Consider the following 18,169-nt stretch of genomic DNA (forward strand, 5'->3'; position numbering starts at 1 on the left):
CGTGAAGGCTTTTGAAAGTCGTAGGATTGTTTGTGTTTTTCGATTGCATTTACTTGTGCACTGTTTTTTTATTTGACTGCAAGCGCAATTTTCTGTCTAAAATATTAATTATTTTGCGCTTATAATCTGGCTTTGCTGGCTATACTAATGTAGTATATGTATTGTTTGTAGATGCAATGTTGTGATCGTTTTGCGCCGATCATTTCGCTGAGATAACGCAGAATTTTTGACGTCATTGGGCCAGGCGTAGACCTGCCGCCATCCAGCGGCTGGCCGGGGTGAAAAAGTTCCGGTAAGTGTCGCGGGAATGCCCTTTGGGTGTGAGCCGGCTGCTGCCCCGCAGTACGAACTGGGAGGTCATGAATTTGCCGTTGTATTCGCCAACCGCACCTGCGGCAGGTTGAAAGCCCGGGTAGGGGCGATAGGGGCTTGAGGTCCACTGCCAGAGATGGCCATGGCTCTGTTGAAGTAATTCGCCATGATCAGAACTGGCCAGCTCCCATTCCGCTTCGCTGGGTAGGCGGGCGCCGGCCCAGCGTGCATAGGCATCCGCTTCGAACCAGCTGAGGTGACGCACCGGCAGGTGGTCTTCCAGTGGGCAACGGCCAGCCAGGGTGAACTCCCAGCGCCAGGGACCTTGGCCATCGGGGTCTCGTCGCCAGTAGCGGGGTGCTTCCCAGTTGCGCTGACTGCGCTCAGCCCAGCCCTCACTCATCCAGAGCTCAGGACGCTGGTAACCGTCATCGTCGATGAAGCATCGGTAATCAGCATTGTTCACCAGTCGAGCCGCGATGCTGAAGGGTTCCAGCCAGGTTCGATGTCGCGGTCCTTCGTTGTCGAAGTGGAAGGAATCACCGTTGTGGCCCACCTCCACCAGGCCTCCGCGGCACTTGAGCCAGGATCCCTGCATCGGTAAGTCTGTTGGTCTGCAACTGGTGATGGGCTGGTCATCACACTGTTCACGCCAGTCGCTGCGATAGGCCGGTTCGAGTGGCTGACGGCTGAATCCATCCAGCAGGTCCATCAGCATCAGTTCCTGATGCTGTTGCTCATGGTGAAGGCCCAGTTCCACCAGGTCCAGCCACGGTGCTTCGCTGTGGTGCTCCAAAAGCTCTTCCAGAGCAAGGTTCACCCGCTTGCGCCAGGCTGAGACTTCCTCCATTGGTGGTCGGCTGAGCAGTCCTCGCTGTGGCCGTGGCTGTCGCGGGCCAACAGCTTCGTAATAGGAGTTGAACAGATAACTCCAGCGAGGGTCAGCAGGCACATAGCGCGGATGGTTGGGCTTCAGCACGAAGGTTTCGAAAAACCAGGTGGTGTGAGCCAGGTGCCATTTGGGTGGACTGGCATCGGCCATGCCCTGCAGGTTGAGGTCTTCGGTATTGAGGGGCTCAATCAGCGCCTCACTGGTACGACGCACCTCCATCAATCGGTTCAGCAGTGAGCCGGAGGCCATGGAGGGGAATCATGCTGGCGGTGACGTTAGTGGGATCCCGCTCGGGTGTCAGCGCTGGACTGCCCCTACCATCGGCCCACATCGCAACTCCTTTGTGATCGGCACGTTGCTGGCCGACAGGTATCGCCTGGACTGTTGTCTGTCCTCTGATCCGGACCATCCCCAGGGGACTCTCTGGCGTGCCGCAGATCAGATGGCGGCTAATGCACCCGTTGCGTTGCGGCAACTCAACGATCAGGCGACTCAGGATCGCTTTCGCAGTCTTTGGCCGGCGATGCAGTCCCTTCTGCATCCGCAGATCCCGCGCTTTGGAGGGTTGCTTGAAGAGCAGGGCAGTCTCTGGCTGGTGCGGGAGTGGCAGGAGGGCTCAAGTCTGAGCCAGATCCAGAATCAACGCCTGCAGCGTCAGTTGGTGTTTGGTTCCGGAGAGGTCCTTCTGCTGATGAGGCAGCTGCTGCCACCCCTCGCAGTGCTGCACGGTCAGGAGCTGGTCCATGGCGATATCAATCCCCGCAATCTGCTGCGGCGCGATCAGGATTGTTTGCCTGTGCTGTTGGATTTTGGCTTGCTGCAGCGCTGCGGTCAGCAGCCGCTGACGGCAGCGTCACCGGTCTTTGCGCCTCGCTCCCAGGTGCGGCAGGACCCTGCAGCGGCCTGGATGGATCTGCATGGTCTCGGAGTGTCGGCTCTGACCCTGCTCACCGGCCGTCCTCCCGCGCAGCTGTTGCAGGCTGATGCAAAGGATTGGCTGCTGCCCAACGATCTTGATCTGGATTCCTCCTATCGGGAGGTGTTGGAGCGCTTGCTGTCTGAACAGCCTGGACAACGCTTTGAGCTCGCTGCGGATGCCCTCCAGGCTCTGCAGGCTGTGTCGATGCCTGAAACAACAGGCCCCCAGGCGCGGGCTGACCGCACTCTGGTACTGGCTCCAGCGGTGTCGGATGACTCCCCGCCCGCAGCGAGTGGGTCTCCGGATCTGCCAAGGATCGCCAACCCGTCTCGGCAGGAAGCCCGGCGTCGGCCTTCGGCGGAGCAGCGCCAGCTTGCGGCGGAAGGCCGCTTATGGCCTGTGGTCGGTGCCTTGTTGGTCTCGGCTCTTGTGGGCACAGCCATCGGTTGGTTTCTGCTGACTCGTGGTAATCCCCCCGCTGGCGCCCCTTCCACGGATCGTGATGTGATCGGGCGTTCCCCTTCCGCGAGCCTTCCACCTGCGGAGGTTGATCAACGTCAGCAGCTGCTCAGTCGTCTGCGAGCTCTGCAGGTCGATCGCAGTTGGTTTCTGCAGTTGGTGGATGCAAGCCTGATGGCCCGTTTCCCGGAGCGTGGCGGTCGCCTGCCCAGCGACTCTCTTGAAGACGCGCCTTTGAGAATTGTCTGGAATGAACTCGCTGAGGAGTGGCTGGCCAGGGTGGAGCAACTGCCGCCGGCGCTGCGCAGTCGCCTGGGACAGCTCAAGCCCGGCGATTGGCAGACGCAACGCCAGGCCCTTGTGTCGCAGGGCGTGAACAACAAGGTGGTGGAGCAGTTGGTCAGCGCTTCGGCACAGGCGTTGCTGCCCGGTGTGCCGGCAGGGGTGAAGCCGCCTGAGCCCTTCCGTCAGCTGTGGATCGCAGCTGCATTACGCAGCCTTGAGGACGTGCGAATTGAACAGGTCAAAGCTCGTGTGCAGGAGCCCACGGTTCTGTCCAGTCGTGTGTCCGCTGGTGGTGCTCGCCTGATCTCGATCTCGGTTCCAGCTGGGCGCCGCCTGGTGTTGGGCATCAACGGCACGCCATTGATGCAGATGACTGTCTATGGCTCCGATGGGGAGGTGGCTGCCGATCGCGGACCGCTGCGCGTTGTGACCCTGCCTGTGGAGGCAGGATCGCCAGTGCAGGTGCTGGTCACCAACGACGGCGTGTCCTCCGGTTTGTTGACGCTCTCCTGCCGTGCCGATGCGCCGGCACCGAAGCCCTTGCCGGAGGTTGATCTCAACCCGATCCCCGATCCGGCCACAGGGGCTGATGGCCCTGTCGAGGAGCTTCCGGAACCCCCCGGTCCCCGTCCCGCAGGTGCTCAAGATCCTCCTGGTGAAGAGGCCGACGCAGCCATTGCACCGACTGGTGAATCAACCCCTGAATTCACCGCACCTTCTCGGCAGGACAGCAATCAGGCTCCTTGAAGAGGTCATGATTAAGGCGGTGCTGACTCAGTAGCGGGCGATGGCAGCACGTGTCTCTTTCTTGATCTGCTTGTCCTTTTCGGCAGCGCGCTTGTCATGCAACTTGCGGCCTTTGCCGAGACCGATGGTGAGCTTGATCCAGGACCCCTGCAGATGCATGTTGAGCGGGATCAGCGTCAGTCCTTTCTGATCAAGTTGCCCGCGCAGTTTGTCGATCTCGCGTCGGTGGGCCAGCAACCTGCGCACGCGCAGGGGGTCATGGTTGTAGTAGCCGCTTGCATGGGTGTGCGGTGAGATGTGCACGTTGTGCAGCTGCATTTCGCCGTTGCGGATCAGGCAGAAACCATCTCGGAGATTGGCCTGGCCGGCTCGGATTGATTTCACTTCAGTCCCCACCAGTTCAATGCCGGTTTCCAGAGTTTCCAGGATGTCGTATTGATGCCTGGCCAGCCTGTTGTCGGCCAGTAAGCGCTTGGCCGCCGCGCGAGCTGCCGCGTTTTTCTTGGCTCCACCTTTGGCCATTGCCTGTTTGGCCTTTCGGCCGCTTGATGCTCCGACCCTATCCAGGTCTCGGTACTCTTCCCACATGGCCATTGTTTCCTCAAGCGCAGGATCCCCTCGTCCACGCAAGGAGCGTGAGCCCAATCGGGTGATCGACGCAGCCCGGCAGCCAGGAGACGATCTCGATCCTGCGGCGATGGCCTCTCGCGACGACGGCTTAAGGCCCAAGTGTCTGCAGGACTACATCGGTCAGCGTGAGCTCAAGCAGGTGCTCGGAATTGCGGTACAGGCCGCCCTTGGCCGCGGTGATGCTCTCGATCATGTGCTGCTCTACGGCCCGCCGGGTCTGGGCAAAACGACCATGGCCATGGTGCTGGCGCAGGAGTTGGGGGTGAAATGCCGCATCACCAGTGCCCCGGCTCTGGAGCGCCCCCGCGACATCGTTGGTCTGTTGGTGAATCTGCAGCCAAGGGAGCTGCTGTTCATTGATGAAATCCATCGCCTCAGTCGCGTGGCCGAGGAGCTGCTCTATCCCGCCATGGAGGATCGTCGACTCGACCTCACCGTGGGGAAGGGAAGTACCGCCCGAACCCGCGCACTGGAATTACCGCCATTCACACTGGTTGGCGCCACAACCCGTGCAGGTGCACTGAGTTCTCCGCTGCGTGATCGCTTTGGCTTGATTCAGCGGCTTGAGTTCTACGGCTTGGATGACTTGAAGTCGATTGTGGAGCGGGCCGCAGGTTTGCTTGACCTCGATCTCACGGCGGATGCGTGCGCTGAGATTGCACTCCGCTGCAGGGGGACGCCTCGCATTGCCAACCGACTGTTGCGCCGGGTGCGAGATGTGGCCTGTGTGCGTGACTGCTCCGGACCGATCGATCGGATGTTGGTTGATGAGGCCCTCACCTTGCATCGGGTGGACGGCCGTGGACTAGACGCCAGTGATCGCCGGCTGCTGGAGCTGCTGCTTCAGTCCCATGGAGGCGGTCCCGCTGGACTGGATACCCTTGCCGCGGCCCTTGGAGAAGATCCCACCACCTTGGAGTCAGTGGTTGAACCGTATCTGCTTCAGCTCGGCTTCCTGCAGCGCACACCGCGTGGTCGGGTCGTGACGGCTGCGGGCCGTGACCATCTCGCTGCTGCTTGATCGCTTCTGTCCATTCCCGCAGACCGACCTGGCCGATCAGGGATGACGTTTGGATTGCTCCCTGACGGACCGCTGAACAACCCCATCTGCATCTCAATCCAGGTCAAAAACCTCGCGCTCCAGTCCAGGAGATCCGAGCTTGCCCTGGCATCCGATCGTTCCGTCCTCAATCAACACAATTGTGTTGGCGATCTCTAATTCACTCTCATGGCTTGCCACCAGCACAGTTGTGCATCCTTGCTTTTGGATCAGAGTGAGCAGATCAGCATGCGCTTCCTCGGGAATTCCCACCAGAAATTCATCCAGCAGGAGAGCTGATGGCTGCCTCAGAAGAGCTCTGGCAAGTGCCAGCAGCTTGCATTCCGCGCTGTTGAGGGGTTCTTCCTCGCCATCGAGCTGGGTATCCAGTTGTTGAGGTAGAGCTCGGATTCGCTCTTGGAGGCCCACTTCTTGGAGCATCGCCCAGAGCACGTCATCGCTGTCATCGCGATGTTCACGCAGTAAGTCTCTGAGGCATAGGGTCTCAAGCACGATCTCCTGAGGCAGATAGCCGACCTGCCGCCGTAATCCTCGGATCGATATTTTGCTGATGGGAGTGGAGTCGATCAGCACCTCTCCCAGGTCGGGAGTAGTCATACCGATCATGGTTTTCAGCAGCAATGATTTTCCGGAGGCTCTCTGCCCAGCGATCACAAGAATCTTGCCGATGTCCACTGTCAGGCTGATTTTGTTGAGCAGTGGTGATCGCAGTCCTGATGGTTGGATTCGAATGTCTCTGAGACTGATTTCGCCTTCAAAGACATGGTTGATGGCGTCAACTCGCCAGCCCTGCTCGATCGGCTCATCCAGGATCGTTCTGGCTTTTTTCCAGAGAACCGAAACCGTGGCAAACACCGTGGTGAGGTTAGAAGCGGCTCCTGCGACTGATCCTGTGAAGGCGGTGAAGGCCGAGTAAAAGGCGATGAAACTGCCGACAAGTTTTGGGTCGCCGGTGGACTGCGGTGCATTGAGCACCTGTACGACTGCCACCGCGAACAGAACAACGGAACCCAGTGGAGACAGGAAGATCAGGATGACATCGATGGCCTGCTCCAAGCCATTCAGCTTGAGCGAGATGTTGGCCATCGTCGTGTAGCGCTGCATCCAGCGCCGCAGCATCGGAATCTCCGATGACATTGACCGGATGGCAAAGGCGTTAGAGCTGATCTCATTGCTCATGGTGTTGAGTTCCGCCTTGAGTTCAAACACCTCCTCATTGAGCTCAATGGATTGTCTGGCGATTTGGAACACCACCACCAGCGCCACCATGACGACAAGAACCATCCAGACGGCAAGGCCTGGGCTGTACTTGATCATCAGCGCCAGGAAGGCGAAGGAAAACAACGCGGAGAGTGCCGAGGTCAGCGCGCCAGCTCCGATGTAGCTGCGGATTTTGGAGATGGCGCTGAGCCCGACGTAGATCTCACCTTTGCTGTGATCAGCTGTAAATCCTGATGGAAGCTTGAGGAAATGCTCCCAGACCCCGATCTGTAGGCGTTGGTTGCCAATGGTTTCCAGCCGCAGGATCATCAGCCCTTGCAGGTACTGGCTGGTGATTGAAGCCACCACGACCATGGCGACGACCAGGAGACTTTCAGCCAGCCACCAGAGATCGCTTTGCGGGAGCACCGAGGAGACCAGTGTGTTCGTGAGGATGGGAATGGAAAGGCTGAACATCAGCACGATCAGGGAGATCAGCAGAAGCAGCCCTATGGCACCCAATTCCGGCTGGTAAGCGAGACGGGCAATCTCAGTGACCCCGTCAATCTGATCGCGAAAGCTGCGATGCAGTTCCTGTGCGGTATCAGCGAAGACGGGCCATGGCGCCTTCGTGATTCGAATGGTGCGACCGTTACGGATGGTGATCAGGCTGTTCTTCTGTCCATCCCTGTAAAGCAAGTAAGGCTGGCGATCGTCAGCTTTATGAATGACTAAAAGGGGGTATTCGCCCTTTTCAAGATCCCCCGGTAGGGACACTGTTCTGTAGTAAATATTGTTGAAATCGAGGCAGGTGAGGATGTCGCCTTCCACTCGATCCAGTCGTTTGTTAGGCATATTGAGCAGGCGCAGCGCAGCGCTGATCAACATCACTGAATCACCGGCTGTGCGCGAAACATCTGTTTGTCTTGGGCGCAGAGAATAAATCTGTCGGTCAAGTCGGTTGAGATAGCCTCCGTCGCTTTTACTCATGTCAGGGCTCTTCGCTCAAGCGTCATCACGCGGTCGTAGCCCTTGGCCATGCCTCGTTCCGAAAGGCTCACAAGAGTGATGCCTTCCTCTCGGCAATAAGCGTGAATCCGTTGCTCATCCTGCTTGCGAAGTTTGCTGGTGTCGACATCCAGCAGTAGGACCCGTGGATGCCCACATAGCGCCCTTGCAATCGAGAATTGAATTTTCTGGCTGCTGCAGAGGATCTGTTCAGCATTTTCGAGATGATGCTCGAAACCTGCTTCAAAGCGTTCGATCCAATCTGTTAAGCCAACAATATCTGCAGCACGTGTTGCATCGCTGCGATGACAATCCATCCGCCACGCGGTGATGTTCTCAAGTAGATTTCCTGAAAACAAGCTTGGATTTTCGTCGACATAACTAACTTTGCTGTGCCACTGCCTGCTGTCGATTGACGTGATGGGCTTGCCATTCACAAGGAGCTCTCCTTCAGTATGTTCAAGCAGTCCGCTGATGATTCTCAGTAACACTGTTTTTCCTGAGCCACTTTCGCCACACAGCAAGATCTGTTCACCTTGACTGATGTGATCGCTGAAATCTTTGAGGACGGGATCATCGAACTGACTGAAACGGCAGCCAAGATCATTCATTCTGATGTCCAGGCTGTTCATGTCGTCGGATGACTCTTTGCTCGTGTTGTCATCGTCAGCACGATCGAGGGCGCGATGCCAGGAATCTTGTTCCCCCTGGCAAAGGTCGTCGTAGAGCAACAGCAAGCCCTGAAGTGATTGCCAGCCATTGCTGATGGCTGGAATCGATTGCAGAGAGTCGCTGATCTGTCCTTGGATAAAGACGAAGGCAAGCAGGCTGCCGAGAGAAACGCTGCCCTGGATGATCAGCAGGCCGCCAACTCCGAGAAGCAAGACTTGTGTGGCGAAGATTGTTCCATTGATGGTCACATTGCGTTTGACCTTCTGCTCGCCAATGATCTGATTCTCGTAAACTCCTTCTGCAAAAAAACTTTGCCACTTCTGCAGCATGCTGAATTCAGTGCCGCTGCCTTTGAAGGAGTAAAGATTATTGATCAGTTGAAATGCTGTTGCATAGCGTGAATTGTTGGCTTTTTGACGGATCGTCAGATTGTCAGAAGTCTTGCTCGTGACCACGTAGGAAGCTCTCAGAATCACCACAAAACCCAGCAGGAGCAGCAGGAATAAAGGGAAGGAAATAAAAGCTGAGAAGACTACAATCAGCAAAGCAGTCCACAAACCAAGAATTGGCGAAAGGAACGAAAAAATTCCTGTATATGGCATGTAGTAGGGGTACATCAGTCGGGAAGCCAGATCGCCACTCTTGCGCAGTGTCAGGAAGTCGTAGCTACGCGTGAATAGAGTCTCGAAGACTTCATCGGCCATTCGTCTTTCAAGTACGAAGACCATCCTTCTCAGCAACAAGTTGGAGAGCAGAGCCATGCAGACACTCAGTGAGAGTGCGATCAGTGAGAGCCAGACGATCGGGATGCCGAATGAAAGACGGTTTTGTTGCAGAAACTGATCGATGAACTGCGAAGAGCAGGCCGCAATCATCAAGGTCGGAATCACCGATCCTGTTGACAGTAAAAACAAGGCCAGCACTGATCTTCGCAGCGGTATCACCGATTTGAAAGTGCTTTGCCAGAACGGCGTACGTTGGCTACGGCTGAAACCTGCCGTTGTTGTTAACGGCAGAAGCAGAGTTCCTCTGAACTCTTTGAGCTCTTGTTGTTGTCTGCCATTGGCCGTGTTGTAGATCTCTGCGCAATCCTGGTGGCTCGCGAGAATGACGCCATAACAGTTGCGGCTGTCGATGCTGATGGCCGGCTCTCTCAAGTTTTGGATGCGTTTGTCGGCGGTTTCGTCGTTGTTTAGGTTTTCCCATTGCCCTGCCAGTCCAAAGGATTCGGCAGCCTTCAACAGCTTCTCTGGAGTGATGCCATCGCGGGTGACGCCAGAGGCTGAGCTCAGTTCTCGAAGGGTGCAAGTTTTCCCATGGCAAGCCAGGGCAATGCCGAGAGCCACTGCTCCGGATTCAGCCTCCACATTTTGCAGAAGTTGGGGCAATTTGTACGGAGGCTTTTCTGGCATCGTTCTCCGCGTTATGTTGCGCCGCCGCGCTGAGGAGTGAGCATTGGTGCACTGGTTCCGCTGAATTGCCGGAGCCACGGAATCAGCAAACTGATTGGACGCACTGTTTGGGTGGTGATCTGCAGACTGAGCAGATCACCTTCACGGACCGGATAGGGGATGCGTCCTGCTGAGGACCACTTCAGTCCTTCCTTATTGCTGTCGGTGCTCTTCGGGTCTTCTTCAAGTTGGATCGTGATCAGAATTGGTTCAGGAATCAGGTTGGAGATTTCGATGGCCTCTCCTTCACTACCAAGGCTCTGCCTGATTTCAGTGAGAGAGGCAGGTAACACTTCCACGCTCTTCACCTTGGCCAGCAGACCTCCGTACTGTGCCTGGCTCATGCCTGTGGGAGTCGCCAGAACCTTCATGCCTGGACGGACCTGTTGGGCTGAAGCCTGCGAGAGAAAGCCTGGGATCTGTTCAGGAAGTTTGCTGAGAGATTGCCTGGAGACCCTGAGCACAGCATCGTTTTGCTGCACCTCACTCAGGTGGGGTGCCAGAACATCGGTGATGAATAAATCGTGTTTGGCAAAGATCAGGCTGACGTCGGCATAGGTTCGCAGTGCCTTGACGAGTTCTGTCTCGGCCGAATCCACCGCGATTTTGGATTGCAGCAATTGGGCCTGGTTCACTGCCAGTCGCTCCTGATGAGACAACACTTCGCTGCGGATGGCATCCACGCGACTTTGCTGGCTCAGATACTTCGCCCGGCTTGCATAGCCGCGGGAATTCAGCTCACGAATGGTTTCCAAGAATTCGTTCTGCGTCTCGACTTCGTTCTTCAGAAGCTCGATTTTTCTCTTCAATGCGAGGTCGATCGTCGTGAGTTCCTTTTCGGTTAAACGCAGGGTTTTTTCACTGAGCCGATAGGCATCCAGGCTGTCCTGCAAGGCAGCCCATTGAGCCGGTGCTTCCACCCAGCTCAGTAAAGATCCGCGTGCGATTTGTTCTGTGCTCAAACTGCCGGTTCGATCGAGGTTGGGCGTGTCTGTCAGTGCCAGCACCTGCGCTGCCAGCTCAGCGGTCTGAGCAGCGGTTTTTTGGATTCCGAGCTGACTGATCTCAAACAGCTCTCGGTCGCGCTGACTGGCTGCCACGCCATCGGCGTTGAAATTGTGGTGGAGTTCACCCTCGCTGAGGCTGAGCAGCCGGCGATTATTGCCCTTGCGGATCATCAGGCCGAATCCGTCCACGTAGATCGGAACCTTTGCAAAACAGGCCCAAAGCAGCCCTCCAGTGCTGATCAACAGCGTGATGATGATCGCCGCTCTTAAGGGCGATGAGATCAGACGGACCGAGGTGTATTCGCTGGTGGAGGGCTTGTTCATGGATCAGTTGTCCTTGACTTCATCAGGGCGCGGATCTGTGGCTGAAATGGTTTCGGCCACTGTGCGGAGTAGCGGTAGAGCTCTGCGATCGCATTGCGATAAATCAGACGCAAGGATTTGTTCTGTTCCGCAGCATCACCAAGCAACTCGGTGGCCTGCACCACTGTGGTGATGTCACCAACGCCGGCTGCATAGCGCGCTGATGCGACATTCACTGCCTCCCTTGCTGTCTCCAGAGCTTCTTGCGACTGAGGCAGGGCCAGTCTGGACGTCAGATAAGAGGAGTAACTGCGACGGATCTGGTTCCCCACCCGGTCGCGTTCCTGTTGGGCTTTTTGTCTCTGCGCTTTTGCCAAGCTGCGATTGGCCGCGGCGCGTGCTGTCTGTACACCACCATCGAAGAAGTTCCAGTTGAAGCCGAGGCCAATCGCCAGATCGGTGTCGGTTGAGTTGCCACGGTCTCCGGAGTTGCTGGTGCCAATCGGGCCATCGATGATTCCTTCTGAATAGGTTGCGTATCCATTGGCTGTGAGGGACAGCACAGGTAGGTAAAGGTTGAGAAGCCGCCTTGCCTCCCAATCATCTGCTTCCGCTTCTGCCAGAGAAAGGCGAATCTCCTCTCGCAGGGCTAAACCCTCATCAATCGTTTGCGGCAAGGAGAGCTCCCAGTTGGCAAAATCGTTGCTGCTGAGCTCCGCTGGAATCACAGAACTTCCTGGAGGCCGCCCCATGATGCGTGCAAGATCGGATGCGATCTGTAGTTGTGACCTATAAAATCCGTCCAGTTCAGTGAGCTGGCTGAGCAGCAGCGTTTTCTGCTGAGACACGTCTCCAATGTGAAGTAGACCGCCTCTGAATTGCTCCTCGATGATGTCAAGTTGCCTGAGGTTGCGCTCATAAATCTTTTCATAAATCTGAATTAATCGTTGATTTTCTTGTAGTTCGTAGTAGCTGATTTGGGTGTCAAGAACAATGCTTCGAGCAATCACGTCAAAGGTAAATTGTTCTGCCTTAAGTAAGGAGTTAGACCGATTGATTGCCGGCTGGCGAGTTGGTTCTAAAAAGCTCCAGCTTACCTGCAGTCCAAGAGATCCCAGGCTGTAATTATTGAATTCATAGGTGGAGCTTTCATCGCTGCCTTGGGGGTAGGAAATGATGTCAGTCTCGAAGTATTGACCTAGTAGCGGTGTTGATTCGCTGTATGTGAAAAAGCCCGCTGTTGGAGACCAGCGGCGTTGTTCGGAGGCGAGCAGAGAGCGGCGAGCCCTGATTGTTTCCACAGCTGCCAAGAGTTGTGGGTTGTTACGCAATGTCGCCTCGATCGCATCTGCGAGGTTGATCTGTTCTGACTGATTCAGCAGTTCCCGTGCAGGCTGCAGTTCCGAGGGGACTGGAGGTTGCGAGTGCCCAAGTCCCAGCACGGCTGCACACCCTCCGAGACACAATCTGAAGACAGATTTTTTCATCCGCGAAGTGAGGATCGGCTTCCGGACAGTCTCTGGAACTTAATGGTTGCTTTATGAGCTGGCAAGACGCTCCATGATCATTGTTTGAGGCTTGTGACTCTCCTGGTTCCGAACTTCAAGATCGCCAACTCACTTTCACCGGGTTGATCTCGATACGATACTAAAACCTTTGGAATGTCTTCCTGCGAGGGGTTTCCTTTCGCTTGCAGCTTGAGGTTCTAGGGCGCATTTTTTGACAGAGCGACGGTCATGGTTCGGGGGCTTGATCATCAGCAGTTAATGGATGAACAGGGGCTTTTGAGATGAGGTGGAAGCAACTCCTGCTCGGCTGGTGCCTGTCTCTGCTGGTGGTTTTGTTTCCCATCTCCGCAGAGGCCACTGAGGTGGATTCGCTGCCGCAGCTGTTCGATCGTGCTCTCGCGCTCAGCCGTGCCGGGGATCCGCAGCAGGCACTTCCGGTCTGGGATCAGGTGCTGGATCTCGCTCCAAACGATGCTGCGGCCTGGAGTAATCGCGGCAATGTGCGTCTGATGCTTGGTGATCCAGAGGGGGCCATCGCCGATCAAACCCGATCGATTGAGCTTGCTCCTGAGGATGCTGACCCCCGTCTCAATCGCGGCACAGCAGAAGAGGCGTTGCAGCGCTGGTCTGAGGCAGCAGCCGATTACGACTGGATTTTGGAAAGAGACCCGAGCGATGCCTCAGCCCTTTACAACCTTGGCAATGTGCGTGGATCCGAAGGTGAATGGCAGGAAGCCCAGCGTCTCTATCGTTTGGCTGCCGACGCCAGGCCAGGATTCGCGATGGCTCGATCGAGTGATGCTCTGGCTCTTTATCAGCTCAATGATCTGAAAGAAGCAGAGCGAAACCTGCGCAATCTGATCCGGCGCTACCCACTGTTCGCTGATGCGAGAGCGGCTTTGAGTGCTTTGCTCTGGAGTGAAGGTTCGCGTGGTGAAGCGGAAAGCCATTGGGCCGCTGCCTCTGGTCTTGACCCCAGTTATCGCGATGCCGCCTGGCTGGCCGAGGTGCGTCGTTGGCCGCCACGGCCGATTGCTGATCTTGAGCGCTTTCTTGCTCTGGAGGTGTCATGAACCTCACTGCCACCTGGATAGAGCGCCTGGATGCCCTGTTGCCGGAGTTGATCGAGTTTCGCCGTCATCTGCATGCCCATCCTGAGCTCAGTGGGGAAGAGCACCAAACCGCTGCATTGATCGCGGGCGATCTGCGTCAGGCCGGTTGGCGCGTTCGTGAAGGCGTTGGCCGCACGGGTGTGGTGGCTGATCTTGGCCCCGAACAGGGTCCCAAACTCGGCTTGCGCGTGGATATGGATGCACTGCCCATTGAGGAGCTAACGGACTTGCCTTATGCATCCATGCGGCAGGGAGTGATGCATGCCTGTGGGCATGACCTGCACAGCACGGTTGGTTTGGGGGTGGCCCGACTGCTGGCGGCTGAGCGGCAATTACCTGTTGGGATGCGCCTGTTGTTTCAGCCGGCTGAGGAAATCGCTCAGGGCGCTCGCTGGATGCGCGAGGCGGGAGCCACCGATGGCCTTCAAGCGTTGTTCGGTTTGCATGTGTTCCCCTCTTTGCCTGTGGGCAGCGTGGGTTTGCGCAGTGGCAGTCTGACGGCCGCGGCGGGTGAGTTGGAGATTGAGATCAACGGTCAGGCTGGCCACGGTGCCAGGCCTCATCAGTCGGTGGACGCGATCTGGATCGCTTCGAGGGTGGTCACTGGCCTCCAGGAAGCCATCAGTCGCAGGCTTGATGCCTTACAGCCAGTGGTGGTGAGCTTCGGGCGTATCGAAGGAGGCAAGGCGTTCAATGTGATTGCCGATCGGGTCACGTTGCTGGGAACGGTGCGCTGTCTCTCCAACGAGCTGCACGACCATCTGCCCGATTGGATCGAGCAGACGGTGCGGGCTCTTTGCGAGGGTTTCGGTGCCACGGCAACGGTTCGCTATCGCTGCATTGCTCCACCGGTTGATAACGACCCCAAGCTCACGGCCCTGCTTGAGCGCTGTGCCATCGAGCAACTGGGCGCTGACCAGGTCCTGCGCTTGGAGCAACCCTCTTTGGGGGCTGAGGATTTCGCAGAGTTGATCAGGGATGTGCCGGGCATGATGTTTCGCATCGGTGTTGCGGGTCCTGATGGCTGTGCGCCGCTGCACAACGGCCATTTTCTTCCGGATGAACGCTGCCTGGAGGTTGGGATCCGGGTGCTCACCGCGGCGATGCTGGCTTGGGAACCGATGAGATGAACCGTCCTCCCCGCACCCGTTTGCATGTGTTGTTGTCCTTGGCAGCGCCACTGCTGGTGTGCCTTGGGGTGCTGGCGCTTGTCCAGAGGGAGGGCACGGAGCGTTGGCAGTCTGTTCCTGCCATCCTGGTTGGCTCCGGCTTAATGATCCACGCTGTAGTGGGCCGCCGCCGCCGCCGCTACAGGCTGCTGGTGGCTTTGCGGAGCAGTCGTTTTTAGGAGAATTGAGTTCATGGCTTCCACACCAGAGCAGCCCCAGGGAGGTGAACCTGATCTCAACGTCCTCAGGGAGGCGATCGGTTCTGGTGATCCATTGCAGGCCATGCCGGCTCTCACCCAGTTGCGATTCTGCAGTGATGAGGATGCGGTTCCTCTGTTGGTGCTGGGCAGTGAGCAGGAGGCCTTTCTGGTGCGCTCCCTGAGCTGCAGCGGCTTGGGCTACAAGCGCACCGAGCAGGGTTGGACTGTCTTGGAGCGGCTTCTGCGCAGCGATGCTGATGCGAATGTGCGCGCCGAAGCCGCCAATGCCCTTGCGAGCTACGGCGTTGACCGAGCCTGGCCCTTACTGAGGGCAGCCTTCGAGGCCGACAGTGCATGGCTTGTGCGCTGCAGCATTCTTTCTGCTCTGGCCGAACAGCCTGAGATTGATTTTGAATGGCTGCTGGACCTGGCCAGTGCCGCGATCACTGATGCAGATGGCACGGTTCGCGTCAGCGGTGCCGAGATTCTTGGACGGATCGTTCGCGAGCGTGCGGATCAGCCGATTGGTGAGCAAGCCAGAGCTTTGTTGCAGCCACTCCAGCAGGACGGAGACCACCGGGTTGTGGCTGCGGCACTGAACGGCTTGCAGCTGCGTTGACGGTGTGTTCTCAACGGCGTTGCTAGTAATTGGACACCACTAGGGGTGCCTTGGATCGTTCGCGATCCTCTTGGCTGAGATCACACCCTCTGAACCTGATCCGGGTTATTCCGGCGCTAGGGAAGTGACCAATGTGATCCGCGGCTACCTGGCCGACTCCTGGCAGTTCCTTCGCTGAATGGATCATGCGTGCTTCCTGGGTTCAGTCCCGTCGCGGACAGGCCAACGTGTCCCAGATGCATTTCGCCCGTCAGGGCGTGGTGACCGAGGAGATGGTCTATGTGGCCAGGAGAGAGAACCTGCCCGAGACCTTGGTGATGGAGGAGGTGGCACGGGGCCGCATGGTGATCCCTGCCAACATCAACCATGAAAATCTTGAGCCCATGGCGATTGGGATCGCCAGCAAGTGCAAGGTGAATGCCAATATCGGCGCATCTCCCAATGCCTCGGATGCCGAGGAAGAGGTCAAAAAGCTGAATCTGGCGGTGAAATACGGTGCCGACACCGTGATGGACCTGTCCACAGGCGGCGTCAACCTGGATGACGTTCGCACCGCGATTATCAAGGCCTCACCGGTGCCGATCGGCACCGTTCCCGTCTACCAGGCGCTGGAAAGTGTGCATGGTTCGATTGAACGTCTCTCGGAGGATGATTTCCTCCACATCATCGAGAAGCACTGTCAGCAGGGTGTCGACTATCAGACCATTCATGCCGGCCTGCTGATCGAACATCTGGTCAAGGTGAAAGGACGCATCACCGGGATCGTCAGCCGTGGCGGCGGCATCCTCGCCCAGTGGATGCTTTACCACCATCGTCAGAACCCGCTATACACGCGTTTCGACGACATCTGCGAAATTTTCAAGCGCTACGACTGCACGTTTTCACTGGGTGATTCTTTGCGGCCGGGTTGTCAGCACGATGCTTCCGATGCGGCTCAGTTGGCTGAGCTCCACACGCTTGGTGAACTGACGCGTCGTGCCTGGGAGAAAGACATTCAGGTGATGGTTGAGGGTCCAGGCCATGTGCCGATGGATCAGATCGAGTTCAACGTGAAGAAGCAGATGGAGGAGTGCAACGAGGCACCCTTCTATGTGCTCGGCCCCTTGGTGACCGATATTGCACCTGGTTATGACCACATCACCTCAGCGATCGGTGCGGCCATGGCCGGCTGGCATGGCACTGCGATGCTCTGTTATGTGACTCCGAAAGAGCACCTGGGTCTTCCCAATGCCGACGATGTGCGTGAGGGCTTGATTGCTTACAAGATCGCAGCGCATGCTGCTGATATCGCCCGACATCGCCCAGGCGCTCGTGATCGGGATGATGAGCTCAGCCGGGCGCGTTATGCCTTTGATTGGAACAGGCAGTTTGAGTTGTCTCTTGATCCCGAGCGGGCCAAGCAGTACCACGATGAAACTCTGCCGGCAGATATCTACAAGCAGGCTGAATTCTGTTCGATGTGTGGACCCAAGCACTGTCCGATGCAGACCAAGATCACCGATGAGGATCTGGAAGGTTTGGAAAAAGTGTTGGAGGTTAAAGGTGGCGCTGAATTGTCCGGGGTGAAGATGGATAAAGCTGAATGATTGAGCTCCGCTCTGCATCACCACCAAAAGCAAGATTAATTGCTTTTGGTGGTGATGTATTGGGTTCGTGGTTTATTCGGCTTTCTTTCCCAGTGCCTTTCGGAACCAGTTGATTGTGGGTTCGAGACCTTCTTCAAGAGAAATCTTGGGTTCCCAGCCCAGTTCCTGTCTGGCAAGAGCAATCACGGGTTGACGTTGCAGTGGATCGTCCTGGGGTAGGGGCTTGTTGATCAGTTCCAGGTTGGGATTGATTCGATCGCGCACGAGCTCCGCTAACTGGCGGATGGTGAATTCATTGGGGTTGCCAATGTTGATAGGCCCTGTGTTGTGCCTATTCATCAGTCGGATCATGCCTTCAATCAGGTCATCCACGTAGCAAAAAGATCTGGTTTGACTGCCATTTCCATAGAGCGTCAGAGGTTTTCCCTGCAGAGCTTGAACGATGAAGTTGCTGACAACCCGCCCATCGTCTGGAAGCATGCGAGGGCCATAAGTATTGAAGATGCGCATGACTCGAATCTCCGTTCCGTGCATGCGCTGGTAGTCGAAACAGAGGGTTTCGGCAATGCGTTTGCCCTCGTCGTAACAGCTGCGAATCCCGATGGTATTCACGCAGCCTCGATAACTTTCCGGTTGGGGATGAATTTCTGGATCTCCGTAAATTTCGCTTGTGCTGGCCAACAGGAAGCGCGCTCCTACGCGTCTTGCCAGGCCCAACATGTTGTAGGTGCCAAGGAAACTTGTTTTAGCTGTTTTGATTGGGTTGAATTGATAGTGAATTGGAGAGGCAGGGCATGCTAGATGCCAGATTCGATCAACTTCTAATTTGATGGGTTCTGTGACGTCGTGGCGAATTAATTCAAAGTTTGGATGGCCAATCCAATTGCTGATATTTGCCTTTCTACCTGTGAAGTAATTGTCCAGGCAGATCACTTCTTCACCAGCTTGCATCAAGCGATCTACTAAGTGAGACCCAAGGAATCCGGCGCCGCCTGTGATCAGATTGCGGGTGCTGGACAAGGGAAGCCAG

General features: G+C 56.7%; 14 protein-coding genes and 1 riboswitch. Of the genes, 7 read left to right on the forward strand and 7 right to left on the reverse strand.

The features are described 5' to 3' along the window. Positions 1–232: 232 nt before the first annotated feature. Entirely contained in the window at positions 233–1,453 is a 1,221-nt protein-coding gene (egtB, locus tag SynBIOSE41_RS00775; RefSeq protein ID WP_186539263.1) for an ergothioneine biosynthesis protein EgtB, read from the reverse strand. Between the two features lie 94 nt (positions 1,454–1,547). On the opposite strand from egtB, the gene SynBIOSE41_RS00780 reads away from it, so the two are divergent. Then, positions 1,548–3,614: a protein kinase gene (locus tag SynBIOSE41_RS00780; protein WP_255476081.1), complete on the forward strand. Its 2,067-nt coding sequence runs from the start codon at positions 1,548–1,550 to the stop codon at positions 3,612–3,614. A gap of 27 nt (positions 3,615–3,641) precedes the next feature. On the opposite strand, the gene smpB is transcribed toward SynBIOSE41_RS00780, so the two are convergent. Beyond that, complete coding sequence (gene smpB, locus SynBIOSE41_RS00785; protein ID WP_186540644.1) at positions 3,642–4,136, reverse strand: SsrA-binding protein SmpB; 495 nt, start codon at positions 4,134–4,136, stop codon at positions 3,642–3,644. Between the two features lie 64 nt (positions 4,137–4,200). Between smpB and ruvB the strand changes: the two genes are divergently transcribed. Beyond that, entirely contained in the window at positions 4,201–5,265 is a 1,065-nt protein-coding gene (gene ruvB / locus SynBIOSE41_RS00790; RefSeq protein WP_186539265.1) for a Holliday junction branch migration DNA helicase RuvB, read from the forward strand. A gap of 93 nt (positions 5,266–5,358) precedes the next feature. Here ruvB and SynBIOSE41_RS00795 read toward each other — a convergent pair whose 3' ends face one another. From SynBIOSE41_RS00795 to SynBIOSE41_RS00810, 4 genes are read right to left on the reverse strand one after another with little or no spacing between them, the layout of a single operon-like run. Further along, entirely contained in the window at positions 5,359–7,494 is a 2,136-nt protein-coding gene (locus tag SynBIOSE41_RS00795; protein ID WP_186539266.1) for an ATP-binding cassette domain-containing protein, read from the reverse strand. Beyond that, a complete protein-coding gene (locus SynBIOSE41_RS00800) occupies positions 7,491–9,596 on the reverse strand; it encodes an ATP-binding cassette domain-containing protein (RefSeq protein WP_186539267.1) in 2,106 nt (701 codons plus the stop codon). The genes SynBIOSE41_RS00795 and SynBIOSE41_RS00800 overlap by 4 nt, the downstream gene beginning before the upstream one ends. An 11-nt stretch (positions 9,597–9,607) precedes the next feature. Further along, positions 9,608–10,966: a hypothetical protein gene (locus SynBIOSE41_RS00805; RefSeq protein ID WP_186539268.1), complete on the reverse strand. Its 1,359-nt coding sequence runs from the start codon at positions 10,964–10,966 to the stop codon at positions 9,608–9,610. Beyond that, positions 10,963–12,432 (reverse strand): TolC family protein, encoded by a 1,470-nt coding sequence (locus SynBIOSE41_RS00810; RefSeq protein WP_186539269.1) that lies wholly within the window; start codon positions 12,430–12,432, stop codon positions 10,963–10,965. Before SynBIOSE41_RS00810 ends, SynBIOSE41_RS00805 begins: the two co-directional genes overlap by 4 nt. A 302-nt stretch (positions 12,433–12,734) precedes the next feature. Here SynBIOSE41_RS00810 and SynBIOSE41_RS00815 point away from each other — a divergent pair, with 302 nt between their 5' ends. The 5 genes from SynBIOSE41_RS00815 (at position 12,735) to thiC (ending at position 17,139) form a co-directional block, all read left to right on the forward strand. Next, entirely contained in the window at positions 12,735–13,526 is a 792-nt protein-coding gene (locus tag SynBIOSE41_RS00815) for a tetratricopeptide repeat protein (protein ID WP_186539270.1), read from the forward strand. Then, positions 13,523–14,695 carry an amidohydrolase gene (locus SynBIOSE41_RS00820; RefSeq protein WP_186539271.1) on the forward strand — a complete coding sequence of 391 codons (1,173 nt, stop codon included), beginning with the start codon at positions 13,523–13,525 and terminating at the stop codon, positions 14,693–14,695. The genes SynBIOSE41_RS00815 and SynBIOSE41_RS00820 overlap by 4 nt, the downstream gene beginning before the upstream one ends. After that, positions 14,692–14,913 (forward strand): DUF3188 domain-containing protein, encoded by a 222-nt coding sequence (locus SynBIOSE41_RS00825; protein ID WP_186539272.1) that lies wholly within the window; start codon positions 14,692–14,694, stop codon positions 14,911–14,913. The genes SynBIOSE41_RS00820 and SynBIOSE41_RS00825 overlap by 4 nt, the downstream gene beginning before the upstream one ends. Before the next feature lie 13 nt (positions 14,914–14,926). Next, positions 14,927–15,553: a HEAT repeat domain-containing protein gene (locus tag SynBIOSE41_RS00830; protein ID WP_186539273.1), complete on the forward strand. Its 627-nt coding sequence runs from the start codon at positions 14,927–14,929 to the stop codon at positions 15,551–15,553. Positions 15,554–15,584: 31 nt separating this feature from the next. Then, positions 15,585–15,693: riboswitch (TPP riboswitch) on the forward strand. Positions 15,694–15,738: 45 nt separating this feature from the next. Beyond that, entirely contained in the window at positions 15,739–17,139 is a 1,401-nt protein-coding gene (gene thiC, locus SynBIOSE41_RS00835; RefSeq protein WP_066910189.1) for a phosphomethylpyrimidine synthase ThiC, read from the forward strand. A gap of 72 nt (positions 17,140–17,211) precedes the next feature. Here thiC and SynBIOSE41_RS00840 read toward each other — a convergent pair whose 3' ends face one another. After that, a complete protein-coding gene (locus SynBIOSE41_RS00840) occupies positions 17,212–18,159 on the reverse strand; it encodes a UDP-glucuronic acid decarboxylase family protein (protein WP_186539274.1) in 948 nt (315 codons plus the stop codon). Positions 18,160–18,169 lie beyond the last annotated feature (10 nt).

This window comes from Synechococcus sp. BIOS-E4-1 (assembly GCF_014279995.1).
GTDB lineage: Bacteria > Cyanobacteriota > Cyanobacteriia > PCC-6307 > Cyanobiaceae > Synechococcus_C.